Genomic DNA, 14,436 nt, shown 5'->3' with positions numbered 1-14,436 from the left:
CCAGGTCCAGAAGCACCAGCACGTTGACCGGCGCGCCGGAAAACCCGGGCAGGGGGGCTAGGGGCTCGGTTTCAAAGGCATAGCCCGCCTCCGCCCCGCCGGAGTTTAGCAGCGTATAAACGCCCTTGCCGTTCACCGGCTCCCCCAAGGAGAACGGCGGCATGATCAGGGCGCTGATTTCCTCACGCGGCAATGGTGACGCCGCCAGCGCGCTGGCCGCAAACAGCCAGGCCTGAAGCCAGAGTATGAACCAGGATACGCGCATGGCTGGCAGTCTGCCGGGCATATACGTCCCGTGCCATTGGACCAAAGTCTGAGGCCGTCCCTACGACCAAAGGCCAATACCGGGGCCCGGGACGGGAGGGTAGGCTGACGGGATTAAAGCCAGCAAAGGAGGATGAAATGGCCTGGTCTGCCCGAAACTGAAAGAAATAAACTGCGGCATGGAAATCAACATGTACTCCCCGTCCGAGGACGAGGGCCGCGAATACGAACCCGATCTGTACTGATCGCGAAACAGGAAAACGGCCATGCGGTTTCTTGTTCTTGGTGCAGCAGCGGGTGGCGGCCTGCCGCAATGGAATTGCGGCTGCCGGAACTGCCGGGACGCGCGTCTCGGCAGGATCGCTTCCGCCACCCAGTCCTCGCTGGCCGTGACATTGGACGGGCAGAACTGGGCGGTTCTGAACACCTCTCCCGACATCCGTGTTCAGTTGCAGAACTGCCCGTCCATGCACCCGCAATCGCTGCGCCACTGCCCACTGCGCGCAGTGCTGCTGACCAATGGCGATATTGATCACATCGCGGGGCTGCTGTCCTTGCGGGAGCAATCGCCGTTTTCCCTGTTCGCCACGGCGGGTCTGCTGGAGTTGCTGTCGGCGAACCCGGTGTTCAACGTGCTTCCGGCGGCTGTCGGCCGCTATCCGGTGCGTCTGAGCGAGGGTTTCGAGTTGCTTCCGGGGCTACAGGCAACGGTTTTCCCGGTGCCGGGCAAGGTGCCGCTGTTCCTGGAAGGCGGGCAGGTGGAGACGGATCTGATGGGCGAGCAGACAGTCGGCGTCCGGCTGACCGACGGCACCAAAACCGCTTATTACATTCCCGGTTGTTCCGCTGTCTCCGCAGGGTTGCTGGGGATACTGGCGGATGCTGATCACATCTTCTTTGACGGCACACTCTGGCACGATCAGGAGATGATCCAGAGCGGAACGGGGACCAAGACCGGCCAGCGGATGGGGCATATCTCCATCAGCGGCCCCCTAGGCTCCATCGCCAGCTTGCGGAATGTGGATGCCGCCAAGACGTTCATTCACATCAACAACACCAATCCCGTCTGGCAGCCCGGCAGCGCCGAGCGCGCGCAGGTGCTGGCCGCAGGGTGGACAATTGCAGCGGATGGAATGGAGATTGCGCTATGAAAGCCCAAACCCGGGAAATGCCGGCCAGAGAACCGCTTGAGGCCCGCCTGCGCGCCATCGGCGCGGCGCGCTACCACGACAAGCATCCGTTTCACCACAGGCTGCACGGCGGGGAGTGTTCGCCTGACGAGGTCCGTGCCTGGGTGATCAACCGCTGGGCCTATCAGGCGGCGATCCCGATGAAGGATGCGGCCTTTCTGTCCCGCTGCACCGATCCCGCCATGCGCCGAGCCTGGCGCAGCCGGATCGAAGACCATGACGGCGGCGTCAGCGAGGGCGGCGGTATCCGCCGCTGGCTGCGGCTGGCCGAAGCGGTCGGGCTGGATCCGGACTATGTGGCCTCCGGCCGGGGCGTGCTGCCGTCCACCCAATTCGCTGTCGACGCTTATGTCCGCTACGTGCGCGACATGCCGCTCCTGCAGGCGGTGGCCTCGTCGCTGACGGAATTATTCGCCCCCTCCATCCACGAACGGCGGATCGAAGGCCTGCTGCAGCACTACGATTTTGCCAATGCCGCCAGCCTGTCCTATTTCCGCAAACGGCTGACCGAGGCGCCGAAGGACGTGAAATTCGGCCTGGCCTGGGTGCTGGAGAACGCCAACACCCCGGAAAAGGAAGACGCCGCCTGCGCGGCGCTGATCTTCAAGACCAATGTCCTGTGGGTGCAGCTGGATGCGCTTTGGGGCGCTTATGTGGAGCCGGGGCGGATTCCGCCGGGCGCCTGGCAGCCGGGCGAGGGGCTGGCATGACACTGGCGCTTGCCCCCACGGACCGCCCCTATCTGCCGCGCGGGGTGCGGATGATCACGGATAAGGTGCGGGGCGGCACGGTGCTGCTCTGCCCGGAAAAGGCCATTGCTTTAGATGCCATCGGCGAGGCGGTCCTGTCGCGGGTGGATGGACGCGCTTCGTTCAAGGAAATCGTTGCCGGTCTGGCGGCGGCCTACGATGCCCCGTCGGAGCAGATCGCCGGGGATGTGCAGCGCTTTCTGGCTGGTCTGCGGGCCCGCATGTATCTGGCGGTGCGGTCATGACCGTGCCTCCTCCCATCGCGATGCTGGCTGAGCTGACGCACCGCTGCCCGCTGGCCTGCCCCTATTGCTCCAACCCACAGGACCTGCTGGGCCGCGAGGCGGAGATGACCACCGCTGAATGGGCGGATGCCTTCCGCCAGGCTGCCGAACTGGGTGTCCTGCAATTGCACCTGTCCGGCGGCGAGCCCGCCGCGCGCCCGGATCTGGCAGAGCTCACCGCGTCAGCACAGGGCTGCGGGCTCTATACCAATCTGATCACCAGCGGCATCGGCCTGACGCCCAGGCGGCTGGATGCGCTGGAGGCCGCGGGACTGGACCACATTCAGCTGTCTCTGCAAGGCACGACTGCAGAACTCGCGGACTGGATCGGCGGCTACAAGGGCGGGTTTGACCGCAAGATGAAGATCGCGGCGGAGATCAAGGCCCGGGAAATTCCCCTGACGCTGAACGCCGTCATGCACCGGCACAATCTGGATGATCTGGAACGCACCGTCGACATGGCTGTCGAAATGGGTGCCCGGCGGCTCGAAGTGGCTTGCGTGCAGTTTCACGGCTGGGCGTCCCGCAACCGGGCCCAGCTGCTGCCGACGCGCGCGCAGACTGAGGACGCCAAACGCATCGTCGCAGAGGCAGAGCAGCGGCTGCGCGGGGTGCTGGCCTTCGACTTCGTGCCGCCGGACTATTATGCGGATTATCCCAAGGCCTGCATGGGCGGCTGGGGCACAGCCGGGTTGAACATCGCGCCAGACGGCACCGTGCTGCCCTGCCATGCGGCGCAGACCATCCCGCATCTGAACTTCGACAATATACGCAGCAAACCGCTGGCGGCGATCTGGTACGAGGGCGCGGCATTCAACGCCTATAGGGGCACGGATTGGCTGCCGCAGCCCTGCCGCAGCTGCGACCGAAGGGAAACCGATTTTGGCGGCTGCCGCTGTCAGGCGCTGGCCCTGGCCGGGGATGCAGGCGCAACCGATCCCGTGTGCCGGAAGTCACCGCGGCATCAGACTGTGGTTGAGCTTCTTGAAACAGGTGGGAGCAATACTGAAACTGCTTTTTTCTACCGGAGTGCGGCCTGCTAAGTAACGCGAGCCTTGACCTAGGCTTTCGGAGCATCCTTGTGATAGCCAAAAACTCTGAGTTGTGTAAAAAAGTGCTGGCAAGCTGGCCGCGTTGAAGCCGAGATGGACACTCAAAAAGCATTTTAAGCCGTTCGAAACAGTCCAAACGCAAGGCCGGGAACCGGCCGCGCAAGCACCCGCAGGGCTGCTGGAGCGCCTCCCCGGCGTAAGGGGCAGACGAGGTAGCTTCAGCTACCTATAGTCTGTCTCTTTGGGGAGCTTTCACGCGCATTTGTGCGCCTGTCAGAGCTGCCCAAAGAGACAAAAAAACTATATGGCAAAAGAGCTTATCCTCATATTAAAAAGTTTCTGGAGCGGATCCGCGTTTTGCGTTTTCACCGAGGCCGCGTACCAAATGAAAAATGGAATGCCACCTCATGGCCTACCAATACATCCACGTCGAAACTTATCCCTGCAATCGGCGGCAAGATCATGGAGATCGGTGCGGCATTCGACATCCTGCTGACCGGCACACCTGTTTTCCGCGCCCGGAGGATCGAGGCCGGCCTGCTGAATGCCGGATCCGATTTCGGAGCGGAGACCACAACTTTCGACGCCGGGCTTGGCGCATTTGTAGAGTTCGGTGACCGAGACTTTATCGGCCGCGAGTTTCTGGAAGCCGCCGACAAATCCTGCCGTACCTGGGGGATGCGTGTGACTGGTGGTGTGGCGTAGTTGGGCCGCGTGATGACCATAGATGGCCAGGAAGCCGACCGAGTCTGCTCATCGGGCTATTCCCCGTATCAGGGCTGTGGTGTTTGTATCGTGCGCATGGATGACCCTGCGCAGGGCCCGCGAGACATGTCTTCGATTGAGGTGACCCCACGATTACCTACATACCGGCCCAGTCAGACATGGATGTACGCGAGATCACCATCGGAGTTTCGCTGCGCGAAATTGCCGAGGCGCGGCCAGTTTTCGAGGCCCTGAAAAGAGACCCGGCAGGATGGGTCGTCGGGACGGAACTGAACATATGGCGAACTGCTGGCAGAGGCTGAGAAACTGGCGCGGGCTATCTCGACCCGGTTCGCTCCGGGGGAACGCGTGGTCGTCTGGTCCCTCAACAGCCCGGAATGGGTGTTGAGGGAGTGTGCCTGCGCCTTGGTCGGGCTGGTAAGGGGCGCTCAACAAAACTCAACTTTGGTGACCAAAACGCGGAACTTTGGTGCCCTGGTGGGGAGATAAAGTTGCTCGCCTGCATGGTTGAACAGAGCATGGAATTCGCCGGCCAGTGCCTGTGGTTTACTTCGTTGGTGTCGAAAAAAGATAACCTCCAGCCCCTCAACCGAATTTTAGGAAAAACCAGGGTTGCTGAATGCAAAGTCGTCGAAAAGGCACAGGGGCAAAAAACCAGTCGTTTTATTGCGTGGACTTACATGAAGAAAAGTCTGCGCTCCTCTGTTGCGAAGAAAGCCCGGACATAGGACCCCTCTGTCGAAGCTCCGTTGTGCAGACAATGTCTGCTTCGGCGAAGCAGTATCGCAGCATTCCAGGACACCCGGATGACCTGTGTGGATAGCTGCTGCAAAGCAAGACATGTTGAAGTTGATTTCGGCACTGGTCAGAAGCAGACGTGTGTCCGGCCCGGTTGCGCGGCACAGGTGGCCGCTGGCCCTGATGGTTTCCGCAACCCGAGTCCCAAACCGCTCTGCACGCAGTAAGATGTCCCTGACATTCGACGGGGTGTCTCGGTTGACGGGCTGACTGTGCTCCATCATTTCAATGGTCTTGCTGTCTTGATCCTCCCCACTGAAGTGGTCCGCCCGTATAGTTAGGAAACGGAGGATCGAATATGGGAATAAAGCGACACCAGCCGGAAGAGATTTGGACCTGTCGCGGTTTGATGCCGCTCCTTTGATAGCATTTACTGCAACAAAGGAGACTGACTATGGGACTGAAACGGACGGACGAATTTCGGCAGGATGCGGTGCGTATCGCGCTGACAAGTGGGCTTACGCGTAAACAGGTGGCTGACGATTTGGGTGTCGGAATGTCGACGCTGAACAAGTGGATCACGGCACATCGAGATACTGACGTGGTTTCGAAAGAGGATTTGAGTCTCGCCCAAGAGAATGACCGACTTCGACGTGAGAACCGTCTCTTGAAGGAGGAGAGGGAGATCCTAAAGAAGGCCACCCAGTTCTTTGCGGGCCTAAAGCAATGAGATTTAGGTTCGTCGAAGAACACAGGGGCCACTTTCCAGCCAACCGGCTGTGCGATGTTGTCGGAGTCAGCACGCGTGGCTTGAGGGCTTTCCGTCGTCGCCCAGCAAGCCGCAGGCAGCGGTCTGATATGGTGACATTAGCCCATATCAAAGAGCAATCCCGTCTCAGCCTTGGCAGCTATGGTCGCCCGCGCATGACAGAGGAGCTGAAAGAGATCGGTTTGGATGTCGGCCACCGCCGTGTGGGCAGGTTGATGCGCCTGAACGGCATATCTGTTGTGCGCACACGTAAACACAAGGGCACGACAGATAGTGACCACAAGTTCAACATTGCGCCAAACCTGCTGGACCGGGACTTCGCAGCCAGCCAACCCAACCAGAAATGGGCTGGCGACATCAGTTATATCTGGACGCGCGAGGGTTGGCTGTATCTTGCTGTGATCCTTGATCTGCACTCTCGGCGCGTCATTGGCTGGGCCGTGAGCAACCGCATGAAACGTGACCTGGCGATCCGTGCGTTGAACATGGCAACTGCGTTCCGGACACCGCCGAAGGGCTGCATTCACCACACGGACCGTGGATCGCAATATTGTTCTCACGACTATCAGAAGATCCTACGCCAACACGGGTTCAAGGTATCGATGAGTGGTAAGGGAAATTGCTATGACAACGCCGCTGTTGAGACGTTCTTCAAGACCATCAAAGCAGAGTTGATCTGGCGCAGGTCATGGCCAACGCGCCGAGACGCTGAAATGGCCATCTTCCAGTACATCAATGGCTTCTACAATCCGCGCCGCCGTCACTCAGCATTGGACTGGAAAAGCCCTGTCGCGTTTGAACGGAAAGTGGCTTAAACGAGCACTTGGGGCGGCACGAAAGCGGGACAGGTCCAAACCGGGCTTTGGTAAGCTGTAAGACTTTCTCGTCTCGATGCTCTGTCCCCAAGAAGTCGCTGTTACCGCATGCATCCAGGATATGGCGCCGTACCGCCGCAACCTGAGGAGCAGCCAAACGTTCAGGACGGCAAAGCAAAGTCAGTAACACAGGATCGGCAGACCAGTTAGGGATCAGGTGCGCGAGAAAATGCACCTCTGTCAGCAAGGACGGGAGCAGGGCCGTTCCTTGCCCGGCAAGGACAGCTGCAAATACAAGCTCCATCGAATTGACGCGCAGGCCGGGAGAGACAGGGTGACTTTTCTGCAAAGGCCGGGCTGGCAAAAGGCGCGCGCTGCGCGGACGGCACGGCCGCCGAAATAAACCGCTCCTTGTCTGCGAGACCGGTTCTGAAGGAAAGATTGATGGCCTCTGCCGCAAAATCCGATTTTGAATCATCGGCATGCAATTCCAGTTCGATATCCGGGTAGCGGGACCGAAGCCCGGCGAGGGCAGGTAGGATACGGCGCTTGCCTGCTCCCGCAAGTATCCCTAATTCGTCATTTTTTTCAAAGGTTTCGGATGACACGTCCGGGGCCTTATCCGTGTTCGTGCCTTTAGCACCTGCCGCCAGCCGCTGCAGCCCGGCCAGATCGCCTTCCAGGGGCAGATCCAGGCCAGCGCCCTCCACCGAAGGTGTCAGCACGATCCGCTCCACCAGCGCCCGCAGCGTCTCCTTGGCTTCTTCCATGTCGACAACCAATGTGCCTTCTTCTCGAGGTCTTCAAGAACAGTGGAATCTGCGCGGGGGTCCGACATTGGAATTATCCTCGTTTGCCGGGGTAGGGTACGCAGGGGCGCGCTAAGACAATCGGATCCGTAGTGAAATCAATATTTGGAAATTGCAAATAAAGGTCGACCGATACTCCCGGAAGATGCGCTGCGGCATGATCTGTGAGGCTAACGGGATCGAGCATCGATTGACCAAACTGAACCATCCGTGGAGCTGCGAGGATTGGTAAACAGTCCGGGGGACTTCTCCAGAGTGGCGGCCAACTTGAGCGGATGAACCGCACGCTCAATGAGGCGGCAGTGATGCGACATCTCAACGACAGCCACGATCAGTTACGAACACATCTCGGCGACCTCATGGCTGCCTGCAACTTTGCCCGCAGACTCAAAACTCTCAGCGGCCTCACGCCCTACGAATGCATCTGCAAAATCCGGACTTCAGAGCCAGATCGATTCATCATTGATCCGATCCACCAGATGCCGGGACTGAACAGCTAGCGGCGGCAAGGTGCAACGACGCACTTATATCAAGATAGCAGGTGCCAGCTGCCGGAACAGGAACGTGGCACCTGCCGGCATTCAAGAGTACCGAAAAGGGCCGATTGTTGTTCGTGATCCGCCACTCAATACTAACAGGCCAGCTCATCATGGAGCACCGCAAGGAAGTACTCATTCGGCAATTGAACAGAAGACGGGAAGCTTGACTCAGTAAAATGGTTTTGCCATTCAGCCAGTGTGACCGGTTCCGCGAGTGTTTCAATGCGCAGCGGAAGAAATAGGGAACACGGTGCGGCGTACCCATAAGGGACCAAATCCGTGACTGCCCCCGCAACTGTGAGCGGTGAGTGACGCTGAACATGCCACTGGGATCTTTCCCGGGAAGGCCAGCCGAACCAAGACCCGCGAGTCAGGAGACCTGCCGGACACAGGGCAAAGACTTCGCTAGCGGAGTGTCTGCCCTTTTCCACCGGACGCCGGGGTGCGCGTCTGGCGCGGCTGCCGTTCAGGCTTCTCCGTGCCACTCTCCCCGTTGTTCATTCCTGATTGCAGGTGCGCCTGTGTCGTCGAATGAGGACGAAATGAAACTGAATTATCTGGCTGCAGCTCTGGCCATATCCCTGCCGGTCACCGCATCGGCGCATTTCCAGCTGAACTACACTGAAAACGTGCTGATCGGGAAGCCCGGCGATGTGCCGATGGGGCTGGTGTTCTGGCACCCGCTGGAAAACGGCCATGTGATGGACATGGGCAAACCCGAAGAATTTTTTATGGTTCACAAGGGCGAAAAGGTTGATCTTTCGGACCGCTTGGAACCGGCCACATTCAAGGGCGCGGAGAACGAAGCCGCCGCCTACAGGGCGTCGGTTCCGGTCAAGCGCTCGGGCGACTATGTGGTGGTGACTGTGCCCGCGCCCTATTATGAGGAAAGCGAAGACATCTATATTCAGCAGATTTCCAAAGTCGTGCTGAACCGCAACACCCTGCCCACCGATTGGGATCAGCCGGTGGGCCTGGAAACCGAGATCCTGCCGCTGAACAAGCCCTATAACGTCATTGTCGGCTCTACCTTCTCAGGTCAGGTGCTGGCGGATGGCAAGCCGGTTCCTGGTGCCGAAATCGAGGTTGAATTCATGGCATCAGAGCCTGACCTTGCGGCCTTTTCCACAACCAACCCGACGGTTCAGCCGATGTCCGGCGGCGCCATCGTTGCGATTGCAGACCAGAATGGCGTCTTTTCCTTTGGCATTCCGAAAGCGGGCCACTGGGGCTTTGCTGCTCTCGGCTCCGGCCCGGCGACTGAGCATGACGGCAAGGAACTCAGCCAGGACGCTGTGTTGTGGATCCACGCTGAAGAGCTGAAGTGAGAATAGCACCATGCATATCGTAGACGGCGCATTGTCGAATCCGGTTGTGATCGGCGGCGCGGTTGCCGCCGTCGGCGGTATCGCCATGGGGCTGCGGAGCCTGCCGCTGGAACGTATTCCGGCGGCGGGGGTTCTTTCGGCCAGTTTCTTTGTGGCCTCCCTGATCCATGTCCCGATCGGGCCGAGTTCGGTTCACCTGATCCTGAACGGGCTTGCGGGGCTGGTTCTGGGCTGGGCGGCCTTTCCGGCCCTGTTTGTCGGCCTCTTGCTGCAGGCGGTGTTCTTTGGCTTTGGCGGGCTGACCGTGCTGGGCGTGAACGCCGTGAACATCGCCCTGCCTGCAGTTCTGGTCGGGCTGATATTCCGACCGCTGGTGGCCCGCGGCTCGCCTCTGCAGGGCGCCATCTGGGGCGGTATCGGCGGCGGCGCGGCCATTGCTGCCACAACACTTGCTGTTGCAGTCTCGCTGATGTTGTCCGGCGATGAGTTTATCCTGGCCGCGAAACTGGTGTTCTTTTCCCATATTCCGGTGGTGATCATCGAAGCGCTTTTGTCCGGTGCTGCCATTTTCCTGGCGCGGCGTGTGAAGCCCGAGCTGTTTTTCGACACAAAAGGAAGCCTTGCATGATCCGCTCCTGCATTCTGATCCTTGCACTGCTGGCGCCGCTCCCGGTGATGGCACACAATGTTATCTCAGCTGTCTTTCCGTCCGGTTCCGACATTGAAGGCGAAGTGGGCTTTTCCAACGGTGACATGGCCGCGGACCTGCTGATTGAGATCTTTGACGCGGCCGGCAGCAAGCTGGGAGAGGCCAGAACCGACGGTGACGGCTTTTTCCTGTTCACTCCGTCGGAGCCTGTGACACATATCTTCCGCGGCGATCTGGGTGCTGGCCACGTGGCCGAGATGATGATGGACGGTGCGGAAGTCGCGCAGATCATTGGGCAAAGCCCGGGCGCGGCAGCAGTTTCAGCGGCTGCTGCCCCGGACACCTCTGCAGCGCCGGCGACGGCAGGGTCCGCGGGCCTCTCCGATCAAACCCGCTCCGAACTTGCCACCATGATGCGCAATGAACTGCGCCCGCTCCGGCAGGAGCTGACAGCGTTCAAGAACAAGTCGGACTTTCAATCCGTGCTTGGCGGCATCGGCTATATCTGCGGCCTGTTCGGGCTGGGCTTCTACATTGCCGCACGCCGCAAGATCGGCAGCAGCGCATGACCTATGTTCTGACGAGCGAGGAAAAACCGCTCGGCGGTTTCGGCACCTTCCACGCCAAGGTCACAGCAATTGACCCGCGGATGCGCATCGTGATGACGGTCGCCTATGCGGTGGTGGTTGTCTCGCTCAGCAATCTTTGGGTTCTGGCGGCCGCTCTCGGCCTGTCGATGTGGTTGCTGGCCTTCTCTGGCCTGCCGCCCCGGAAAACGCTGAAACGGATGGCGATGATGGACAGTTTCATCATCTTCATGCTGGTGCTGCTGCCGTTTACAGTGCCGGGAACCCCGGCCCTGTCCATTTGGGGCTGGAGGCCAGCTGGGAAGGCCTGTGGCGTGCAACCGAGATTGCCCTTACCGCCAATGCGGTGATCCTTGCGGTTATGACACTGGTGGGTTCGATGGAGCCGGTAACCATGGGCCACGCGCTCTTTGCCCTCAAGATGCCGGAGCGGCTGGTGCATCTGATGATGTTCACCATCCGCTACATCGACGTTCTGCGCGAGGAATACCAGCGCCTGCGCACCTCGATGAAGCTGCGCGGCTTCCGACCCGGAACCAATTGGCACACCTACCGCAGCTACGGCTATCTGGTTGGCATGATGCTGGTGCGCTCCATCGAACGGTCGGAGCGCATTCTGGCGGCGATGAAATGCCGGGGGTTCTCCGGCCGCATCATCCTGCTGGAGGATTTTCGTTTCAACCGGTCCGACCTGCTGTTTGCCGCGGCGTTGTCCGCCGCACTTGCTGCCCTGATCTGGGCGGAGGCCGCCTATGCCGCTTCTTGATTTGAACAATATCCACTTTGCCTACCCAGGGCTTGATCCAGTGCTGGAAGGCGCCTCGATGCGGCTCAACGCTGGTGAACGGCTGTCGATTTCCGGGCCCAACGGCGCCGGAAAATCGACACTGCTGAAAATCATTATGGGGCTGCTTGTTCCCGCCAGCGGCACCGTCACCGCCTTTGGCAAGCCTTGCATGGCGGAAGCGGATTTTCACGAGATGCGCCGCCGCGTGGGCTTTGTGTTTCAGGACGCCGACGACCAGCTCTTCTGCCCGACCGTGGCCGAGGATGTGGCCTTTGGTCCGCTCAACCTGGGCAAATCCAAACAGGATGCCTTGGCAATTGTTGACAGCGTGCTGACCCGCCTGGAACTGATGCACCTGCGCGACCGGGTGACCCACAAACTGTCGGGCGGCGAGAAGAGGCTGGTGACACTGGCCACGGTGCTGGCCATGGAGCCGGCGGTGCTTATTCTGGATGAGCCGACCAACGCACTGGACCCGGACAACTACGCGCGGCTGGCCGGGATCCTGAAAGGGCTTGATCAAGCAATCCTTCTGGTCAGCCATGATCAGGAATTCCGTAAACAGATTGCTCCTGGAGGATATCGCTTGAAGGGCCGCGAGCTTATACGGGCTTAGGACGTGCGGCTAATTGAACACGAATGGCCCAAACACGAACCGGCACCCGAAAAACCCCCTGCCCAACAACCCGTCCCTCGCTCCAGGCTGGGCGGCAGGCAGCTGGCGGGTTCTCCAATCCGCCACGACCGGCCGCATTGCCAAAATGGCATTGGTCGCTCAGGGGAACTCGGAATTCGTGCTACTTTTCGACGTGTTGTTAAAAAGTAGGAGGGATATGTGAGATGGAACGTGTTCGGCGTGGCTTGAGTGATGGGCAAGCGGTAGCTTTAGAAACAGCCTACAGAGCGGCAAAGGCTTTTCGCGAGGATCTGCCTCAGGGGCTGGCCCGCCCCAGCTTGGAACTTGGCGAAGCTGCAAACCGCTTCCTGGGGCCTCTTGCTGAAACAGGGGTGCCGGAGAGTAAGGTTATCGAGGATATCGTGCAGCAGGCTGACGGCGGGCTGCACAAAATGGCAGCCCCGACCTTCTTCGGCTATGTCCTTGGTGCGTCGCATCCCGTTGGTGTAGCTGCTGATTTCTTAGTGTCAGCCTGGGGGCAAAACGCGGGTTCATCCTTTGAGACACCAGCAATCACGGGTATGGAGCGCGCCGTCTGCAACTGGGTTATTGAATTGCTGTCGCTGCCTGCCGAAAGCGGAGCCGGATTGGTGACCGGCGGTACGGTTGCAAACATGGCTGGCATTATGGCGGCACGCCATGCGCTGCTGGCCGCTCAGGGTTGGGATGTCGAAGCTGATGGGCTTTTCGGGGCACCGGAGATTCCGGTTCTGATCGGGCAAGACGCACATTCTGCGCCATTTGCAGCCCTGCGCTACGCCGGATTTGGAGCAAGCCGCACACAAACTGTAGCTGCCGACAGCGAAGGGAGGATTAAGCCGGACGCCTTTCGGGCAGCAATAAACCGGTGCAGCAAGCCGCCGCTTGTGATCCTGCAAGCAGGTCAAATAAACACCGGCGCCTTCGATCCGTTTGACGAATTGATCCCAATGGTGCGCGAGAAGAAGGGCTGGGTTCATGTCGATGGAGCGTTCGGGCTATGGCTCGCTGCAGTGCCCGAGCTTGCAAATCGGCTGGAGGGGGTCGGCGAAGCGGACAGCTGGGCAATCGACCTGCACAAGTGGCTTAACGCTCCTTTCGATGCCGGCATGGTTATAGTACGCGACCGTGCGCCGCTCGTTGCGTCGATGTCTGCCCGTGGCGCCTATCTGCCTGAGACCACTGAACATTGGGAACCAAGTGATTCAACGCCTGAATTATCCCGGCGGGCAAGAGGTGTCCCTAGCTATGCGATACTGCGGCATCTCGGCCGGGCGGGTGTTCGCGAACTTGTGGCGCACCATTGCCGCCTCGCGGAGCGGATTGCCCGAACGGTGTCTAACGAGCCCGGCTTAACAGTCCTGAACCGCACCCACAGCAACCAGGTTGCGATTTGCTGCGGCGACGGGGCGGATGGCGACAAGCTCACTATGCAGGTCCTGCGGCGTGTTCAGGAAAATGGCAAAGTTTACCCGACACACGGCGAATGGGCGGGCCGCAAGATCATTCGGGCTTCTGTCATTGGATACGGCATGCAGGAAGAAGATGCTGACCTTCTTTCAACTGAATTAATTAATGCTTATCGCCACTGCGTCGCCAATGTTCGCTGAATGGCTTGAATAGCAACTTGAAGCCCCTCCAGTTTACGCAAGCGGCAGGTGCCGCGAAAACCGGCTAGCCCTGCGGGAACATTGCTTAATTTGAAATGCTGCACCCGATGTGCGCCTGTCCTGCCTGCGCCCCTGGCGCACGCAGACTCCCGCCAATGCCTCGGTCTATTGCATATTTATGCCGGCGCAACATGCGGAGTGACTGGTCAGCGGAGCTGATCCGGGTGCGCCGCGGCAAAAGCAGGGTGCGCCGCGCAGGCTGTTTCCACGGCGCAGATCCGTGGCAGGTCCGCAAAGTCCACTTCCCAGCGGCGTGCATTGTAAAGTTGCGGCATCAGGCAGATATCGGCGAGCCCCGGTGTTTTTCCAATGCAAAAGGGCGACTGGCTGAAGCCGGCAAGTAATGCCTCAAACGCTTGCAGGCCAGGCCGGATGAAATGCTGCATCCAGGCCTTGGGCATGTCTGCCGCACCGCTGCTGAGCTGGGTCGCGTGTCTGGCCACTTGCAAGTTACAGACCGGATGCACATCCACCGCAACCGAATGGGCCAACGCCCGTGCCTTGGCACGCAAGCCTGGGTCTTTGGGCAATAGGCCGAGGTTCCGGGTTTCGTCCAGGTAATCCAGAATCCCCAGTGATTGGGTCAGACGCAGCCCGTCGATCTCAAGCACCGGTACAAAGCCCTGCGGGTTGCGGGCCAGGTGCTCCGGGCTCTTGTGCTCGCCCTTAACCAGATCAACCGGGACCGAGGTGTATTCGATTTCACCCAGGTTCAGCGCGATGCGCAGCCGGTAGCTGGCCGATGATCGCCAGTAGTCATAAAGAAGCGTGCTGCCCATCGGCGTCCTCCGGTGCTGAGGAGGCAGCCCGATGGGCTGCCTTAAT

General features: G+C 59.9%; 18 protein-coding genes, 2 pseudogenes and 1 riboswitch. Of the genes and pseudogenes, 17 read left to right on the top strand and 3 right to left on the bottom strand.

Annotated elements, in window-relative coordinates; translation table 11 throughout:
- Nucleotides 1-407: 407 nt before the first annotated feature.
- The 9 genes and pseudogenes from pqqA to ETW23_RS18500 all read left to right on the top strand — a co-directional run bounded on the left by pqqA (nucleotide 408) and on the right by ETW23_RS18500 (nucleotide 6,587).
- Complete coding sequence (gene pqqA / locus ETW23_RS18540; protein ID WP_134831356.1) at nucleotides 408-509, top strand: pyrroloquinoline quinone precursor peptide PqqA; 102 nt, start codon at nucleotides 408-410, stop codon at nucleotides 507-509.
- Between the two features lie 21 nt (nucleotides 510-530).
- On the top strand, nucleotides 531-1,415 hold the full coding sequence (gene pqqB, locus ETW23_RS18535; RefSeq protein ID WP_134830873.1) for a pyrroloquinoline quinone biosynthesis protein PqqB: 885 nt from the start codon (nucleotides 531-533) through the stop codon (nucleotides 1,413-1,415).
- Nucleotides 1,412-2,164, top strand: a complete 753-nt coding sequence (pqqC, locus tag ETW23_RS18530) for a pyrroloquinoline-quinone synthase PqqC (RefSeq protein ID WP_134830872.1) — start codon at nucleotides 1,412-1,414, stop codon at nucleotides 2,162-2,164. Before pqqB ends, pqqC begins: the two co-directional genes overlap by 4 nt.
- A complete protein-coding gene (gene pqqD / locus ETW23_RS18525) occupies nucleotides 2,161-2,448 on the top strand; it encodes a pyrroloquinoline quinone biosynthesis peptide chaperone PqqD (RefSeq protein WP_129369631.1) in 288 nt (95 codons plus the stop codon). Before pqqC ends, pqqD begins: the two co-directional genes overlap by 4 nt.
- Entirely contained in the window at nucleotides 2,445-3,530 is a 1,086-nt protein-coding gene (gene pqqE, locus ETW23_RS18520) for a pyrroloquinoline quinone biosynthesis protein PqqE (protein ID WP_134830871.1), read from the top strand. The genes pqqD and pqqE overlap by 4 nt, the downstream gene beginning before the upstream one ends.
- A 273-nt stretch (nucleotides 3,531-3,803) precedes the next feature.
- Nucleotides 3,804-4,244 (top strand): hypothetical protein, encoded by a 441-nt coding sequence (locus tag ETW23_RS26230; protein ID WP_247676979.1) that lies wholly within the window; start codon nucleotides 3,804-3,806, stop codon nucleotides 4,242-4,244.
- Nucleotides 4,245-4,550: 306 nt separating this feature from the next.
- A pseudogene (locus ETW23_RS26880) lies at nucleotides 4,551-4,625 on the top strand (hypothetical protein); the annotation flags it as partial.
- 17 nt (nucleotides 4,626-4,642) lie between these two features.
- Nucleotides 4,643-4,993: an RlmF-related methyltransferase gene (locus ETW23_RS18505; RefSeq protein ID WP_247676978.1), complete on the top strand. Its 351-nt coding sequence runs from the start codon at nucleotides 4,643-4,645 to the stop codon at nucleotides 4,991-4,993.
- Between the two features lie 464 nt (nucleotides 4,994-5,457).
- Nucleotides 5,458-6,587 (top strand): IS3 family transposase gene (locus ETW23_RS18500; protein ID WP_134830870.1). Its coding sequence is split into 2 segments (ribosomal slippage): nucleotides 5,458-5,701 and nucleotides 5,701-6,587, totalling 1,131 coding nucleotides; the frame shifts between segments, so codons are not numbered across the junction.
- Here ETW23_RS18500 and ETW23_RS26875 read toward each other — a convergent pair.
- Together ETW23_RS26875 and ETW23_RS18490 are read right to left on the bottom strand one after the other, a co-directional pair.
- The gene (locus ETW23_RS26875) at nucleotides 6,505-6,891 is read right to left on the bottom strand and encodes a hypothetical protein (RefSeq protein ID WP_134830869.1); all 387 of its coding nucleotides are present in this window, start codon (nucleotides 6,889-6,891) and stop codon (nucleotides 6,505-6,507) included. The two genes, ETW23_RS18500 and ETW23_RS26875, sit on opposite strands and share 83 nt — an antisense overlap.
- Nucleotides 6,794-7,357, bottom strand: a complete 564-nt coding sequence (locus ETW23_RS18490; RefSeq protein WP_134830868.1) for a LysR substrate-binding domain-containing protein — start codon at nucleotides 7,355-7,357, stop codon at nucleotides 6,794-6,796. The genes ETW23_RS26875 and ETW23_RS18490 overlap by 98 nt, the downstream gene beginning before the upstream one ends.
- A 199-nt stretch (nucleotides 7,358-7,556) precedes the next feature.
- Here ETW23_RS18490 and ETW23_RS26225 point away from each other — a divergent pair.
- From ETW23_RS26225 to ETW23_RS18455, 8 genes and pseudogenes are all read left to right on the top strand, one after another.
- A pseudogene (locus ETW23_RS26225) lies at nucleotides 7,557-7,896 on the top strand (hypothetical protein); the annotation flags it as partial.
- A gap of 225 nt (nucleotides 7,897-8,121) precedes the next feature.
- Nucleotides 8,122-8,337, top strand: a riboswitch (cobalamin riboswitch).
- Nucleotides 8,338-8,477: 140 nt separating this feature from the next.
- Nucleotides 8,478-9,263, top strand: a complete 786-nt coding sequence (locus ETW23_RS18480) for a DUF4198 domain-containing protein (protein WP_134830867.1) — start codon at nucleotides 8,478-8,480, stop codon at nucleotides 9,261-9,263.
- 10 nt (nucleotides 9,264-9,273) lie between these two features.
- Nucleotides 9,274-9,891 carry a cobalt transporter CbiM gene (gene cbiM / locus ETW23_RS18475; RefSeq protein ID WP_134830866.1) on the top strand — a complete coding sequence of 206 codons (618 nt, stop codon included), beginning with the start codon at nucleotides 9,274-9,276 and terminating at the stop codon, nucleotides 9,889-9,891.
- Entirely contained in the window at nucleotides 9,888-10,481 is a 594-nt protein-coding gene (locus ETW23_RS18470; RefSeq protein ID WP_134830865.1) for a cobalt ABC transporter permease, read from the top strand. The genes cbiM and ETW23_RS18470 overlap by 4 nt, the downstream gene beginning before the upstream one ends.
- Nucleotides 10,478-10,849 (top strand): energy-coupling factor transporter transmembrane protein EcfT, encoded by a 372-nt coding sequence (locus tag ETW23_RS26870; protein ID WP_368075856.1) that lies wholly within the window; start codon nucleotides 10,478-10,480, stop codon nucleotides 10,847-10,849. Before ETW23_RS18470 ends, ETW23_RS26870 begins: the two co-directional genes overlap by 4 nt.
- Nucleotides 10,780-11,265: an energy-coupling factor transporter transmembrane protein EcfT gene (locus ETW23_RS26865; protein ID WP_368075855.1), complete on the top strand. Its 486-nt coding sequence runs from the start codon at nucleotides 10,780-10,782 to the stop codon at nucleotides 11,263-11,265. Before ETW23_RS26870 ends, ETW23_RS26865 begins: the two co-directional genes overlap by 70 nt.
- Nucleotides 11,252-11,902, top strand: a complete 651-nt coding sequence (locus ETW23_RS18460; protein ID WP_134830864.1) for an energy-coupling factor ABC transporter ATP-binding protein — start codon at nucleotides 11,252-11,254, stop codon at nucleotides 11,900-11,902. The genes ETW23_RS26865 and ETW23_RS18460 overlap by 14 nt, the downstream gene beginning before the upstream one ends.
- Nucleotides 11,903-12,126: 224 nt before the next feature.
- Nucleotides 12,127-13,551, top strand: a complete 1,425-nt coding sequence (locus ETW23_RS18455) for an aminotransferase class V-fold PLP-dependent enzyme (RefSeq protein ID WP_134830863.1) — start codon at nucleotides 12,127-12,129, stop codon at nucleotides 13,549-13,551.
- Between the two features lie 206 nt (nucleotides 13,552-13,757).
- Here ETW23_RS18455 and maiA read toward each other — a convergent pair whose 3' ends face one another.
- A complete protein-coding gene (gene maiA, locus ETW23_RS18450) occupies nucleotides 13,758-14,390 on the bottom strand; it encodes a maleylacetoacetate isomerase (protein WP_134830862.1) in 633 nt (210 codons plus the stop codon).
- Between the last annotated feature and the right edge of the window lie 46 nt (nucleotides 14,391-14,436).

The sequence above is a fragment of the Leisingera sp. NJS201 genome (genome assembly GCF_004535885.1).
Lineage (GTDB): Bacteria > Pseudomonadota > Alphaproteobacteria > Rhodobacterales > Rhodobacteraceae > Leisingera.
This window is presented reverse-complemented; position numbering and strand designations above follow the sequence as displayed.

Excerpts from the sequence above, each read along its gene's own strand:
- pqqD (WP_129369631.1), top strand. The coding sequence starts at position 2,161 with ATGACACTGGCGCTTGCCCCCACGGACCGCCCCTATCTGCCGCGCGGG.
- pqqC (WP_134830872.1), top strand. The coding sequence starts at position 1,412 with ATGAAAGCCCAAACCCGGGAAATGCCGGCCAGAGAACCGCTTGAGGCC.
- ETW23_RS18490 (WP_134830868.1), bottom strand. The coding sequence starts at position 7,357 with ATGGAAGAAGCCAAGGAGACGCTGCGGGCGCTGGTGGAGCGGATCGTG.
- ETW23_RS18480 (WP_134830867.1), top strand. The coding sequence starts at position 8,478 with ATGAAACTGAATTATCTGGCTGCAGCTCTGGCCATATCCCTGCCGGTC.
- ETW23_RS18470 (WP_134830865.1), top strand. The coding sequence starts at position 9,888 with ATGATCCGCTCCTGCATTCTGATCCTTGCACTGCTGGCGCCGCTCCCG.
- ETW23_RS18460 (WP_134830864.1), top strand. The coding sequence starts at position 11,252 with ATGCCGCTTCTTGATTTGAACAATATCCACTTTGCCTACCCAGGGCTT.
- cbiM (WP_134830866.1), top strand. The coding sequence starts at position 9,274 with ATGCATATCGTAGACGGCGCATTGTCGAATCCGGTTGTGATCGGCGGC.
- ETW23_RS18505 (WP_247676978.1), top strand. The coding sequence starts at position 4,643 with ATGGGTGTTGAGGGAGTGTGCCTGCGCCTTGGTCGGGCTGGTAAGGGG.
- ETW23_RS18455 (WP_134830863.1), top strand. The coding sequence starts at position 12,127 with ATGGAACGTGTTCGGCGTGGCTTGAGTGATGGGCAAGCGGTAGCTTTA.
- maiA (WP_134830862.1), bottom strand. The coding sequence starts at position 14,390 with ATGGGCAGCACGCTTCTTTATGACTACTGGCGATCATCGGCCAGCTAC.
- ETW23_RS26875 (WP_134830869.1), bottom strand. The coding sequence starts at position 6,891 with ATGGAGCTTGTATTTGCAGCTGTCCTTGCCGGGCAAGGAACGGCCCTG.
- pqqB (WP_134830873.1), top strand. The coding sequence starts at position 531 with ATGCGGTTTCTTGTTCTTGGTGCAGCAGCGGGTGGCGGCCTGCCGCAA.
- ETW23_RS26870 (WP_368075856.1), top strand. The coding sequence starts at position 10,478 with ATGACCTATGTTCTGACGAGCGAGGAAAAACCGCTCGGCGGTTTCGGC.
- pqqE (WP_134830871.1), top strand. The coding sequence starts at position 2,445 with ATGACCGTGCCTCCTCCCATCGCGATGCTGGCTGAGCTGACGCACCGC.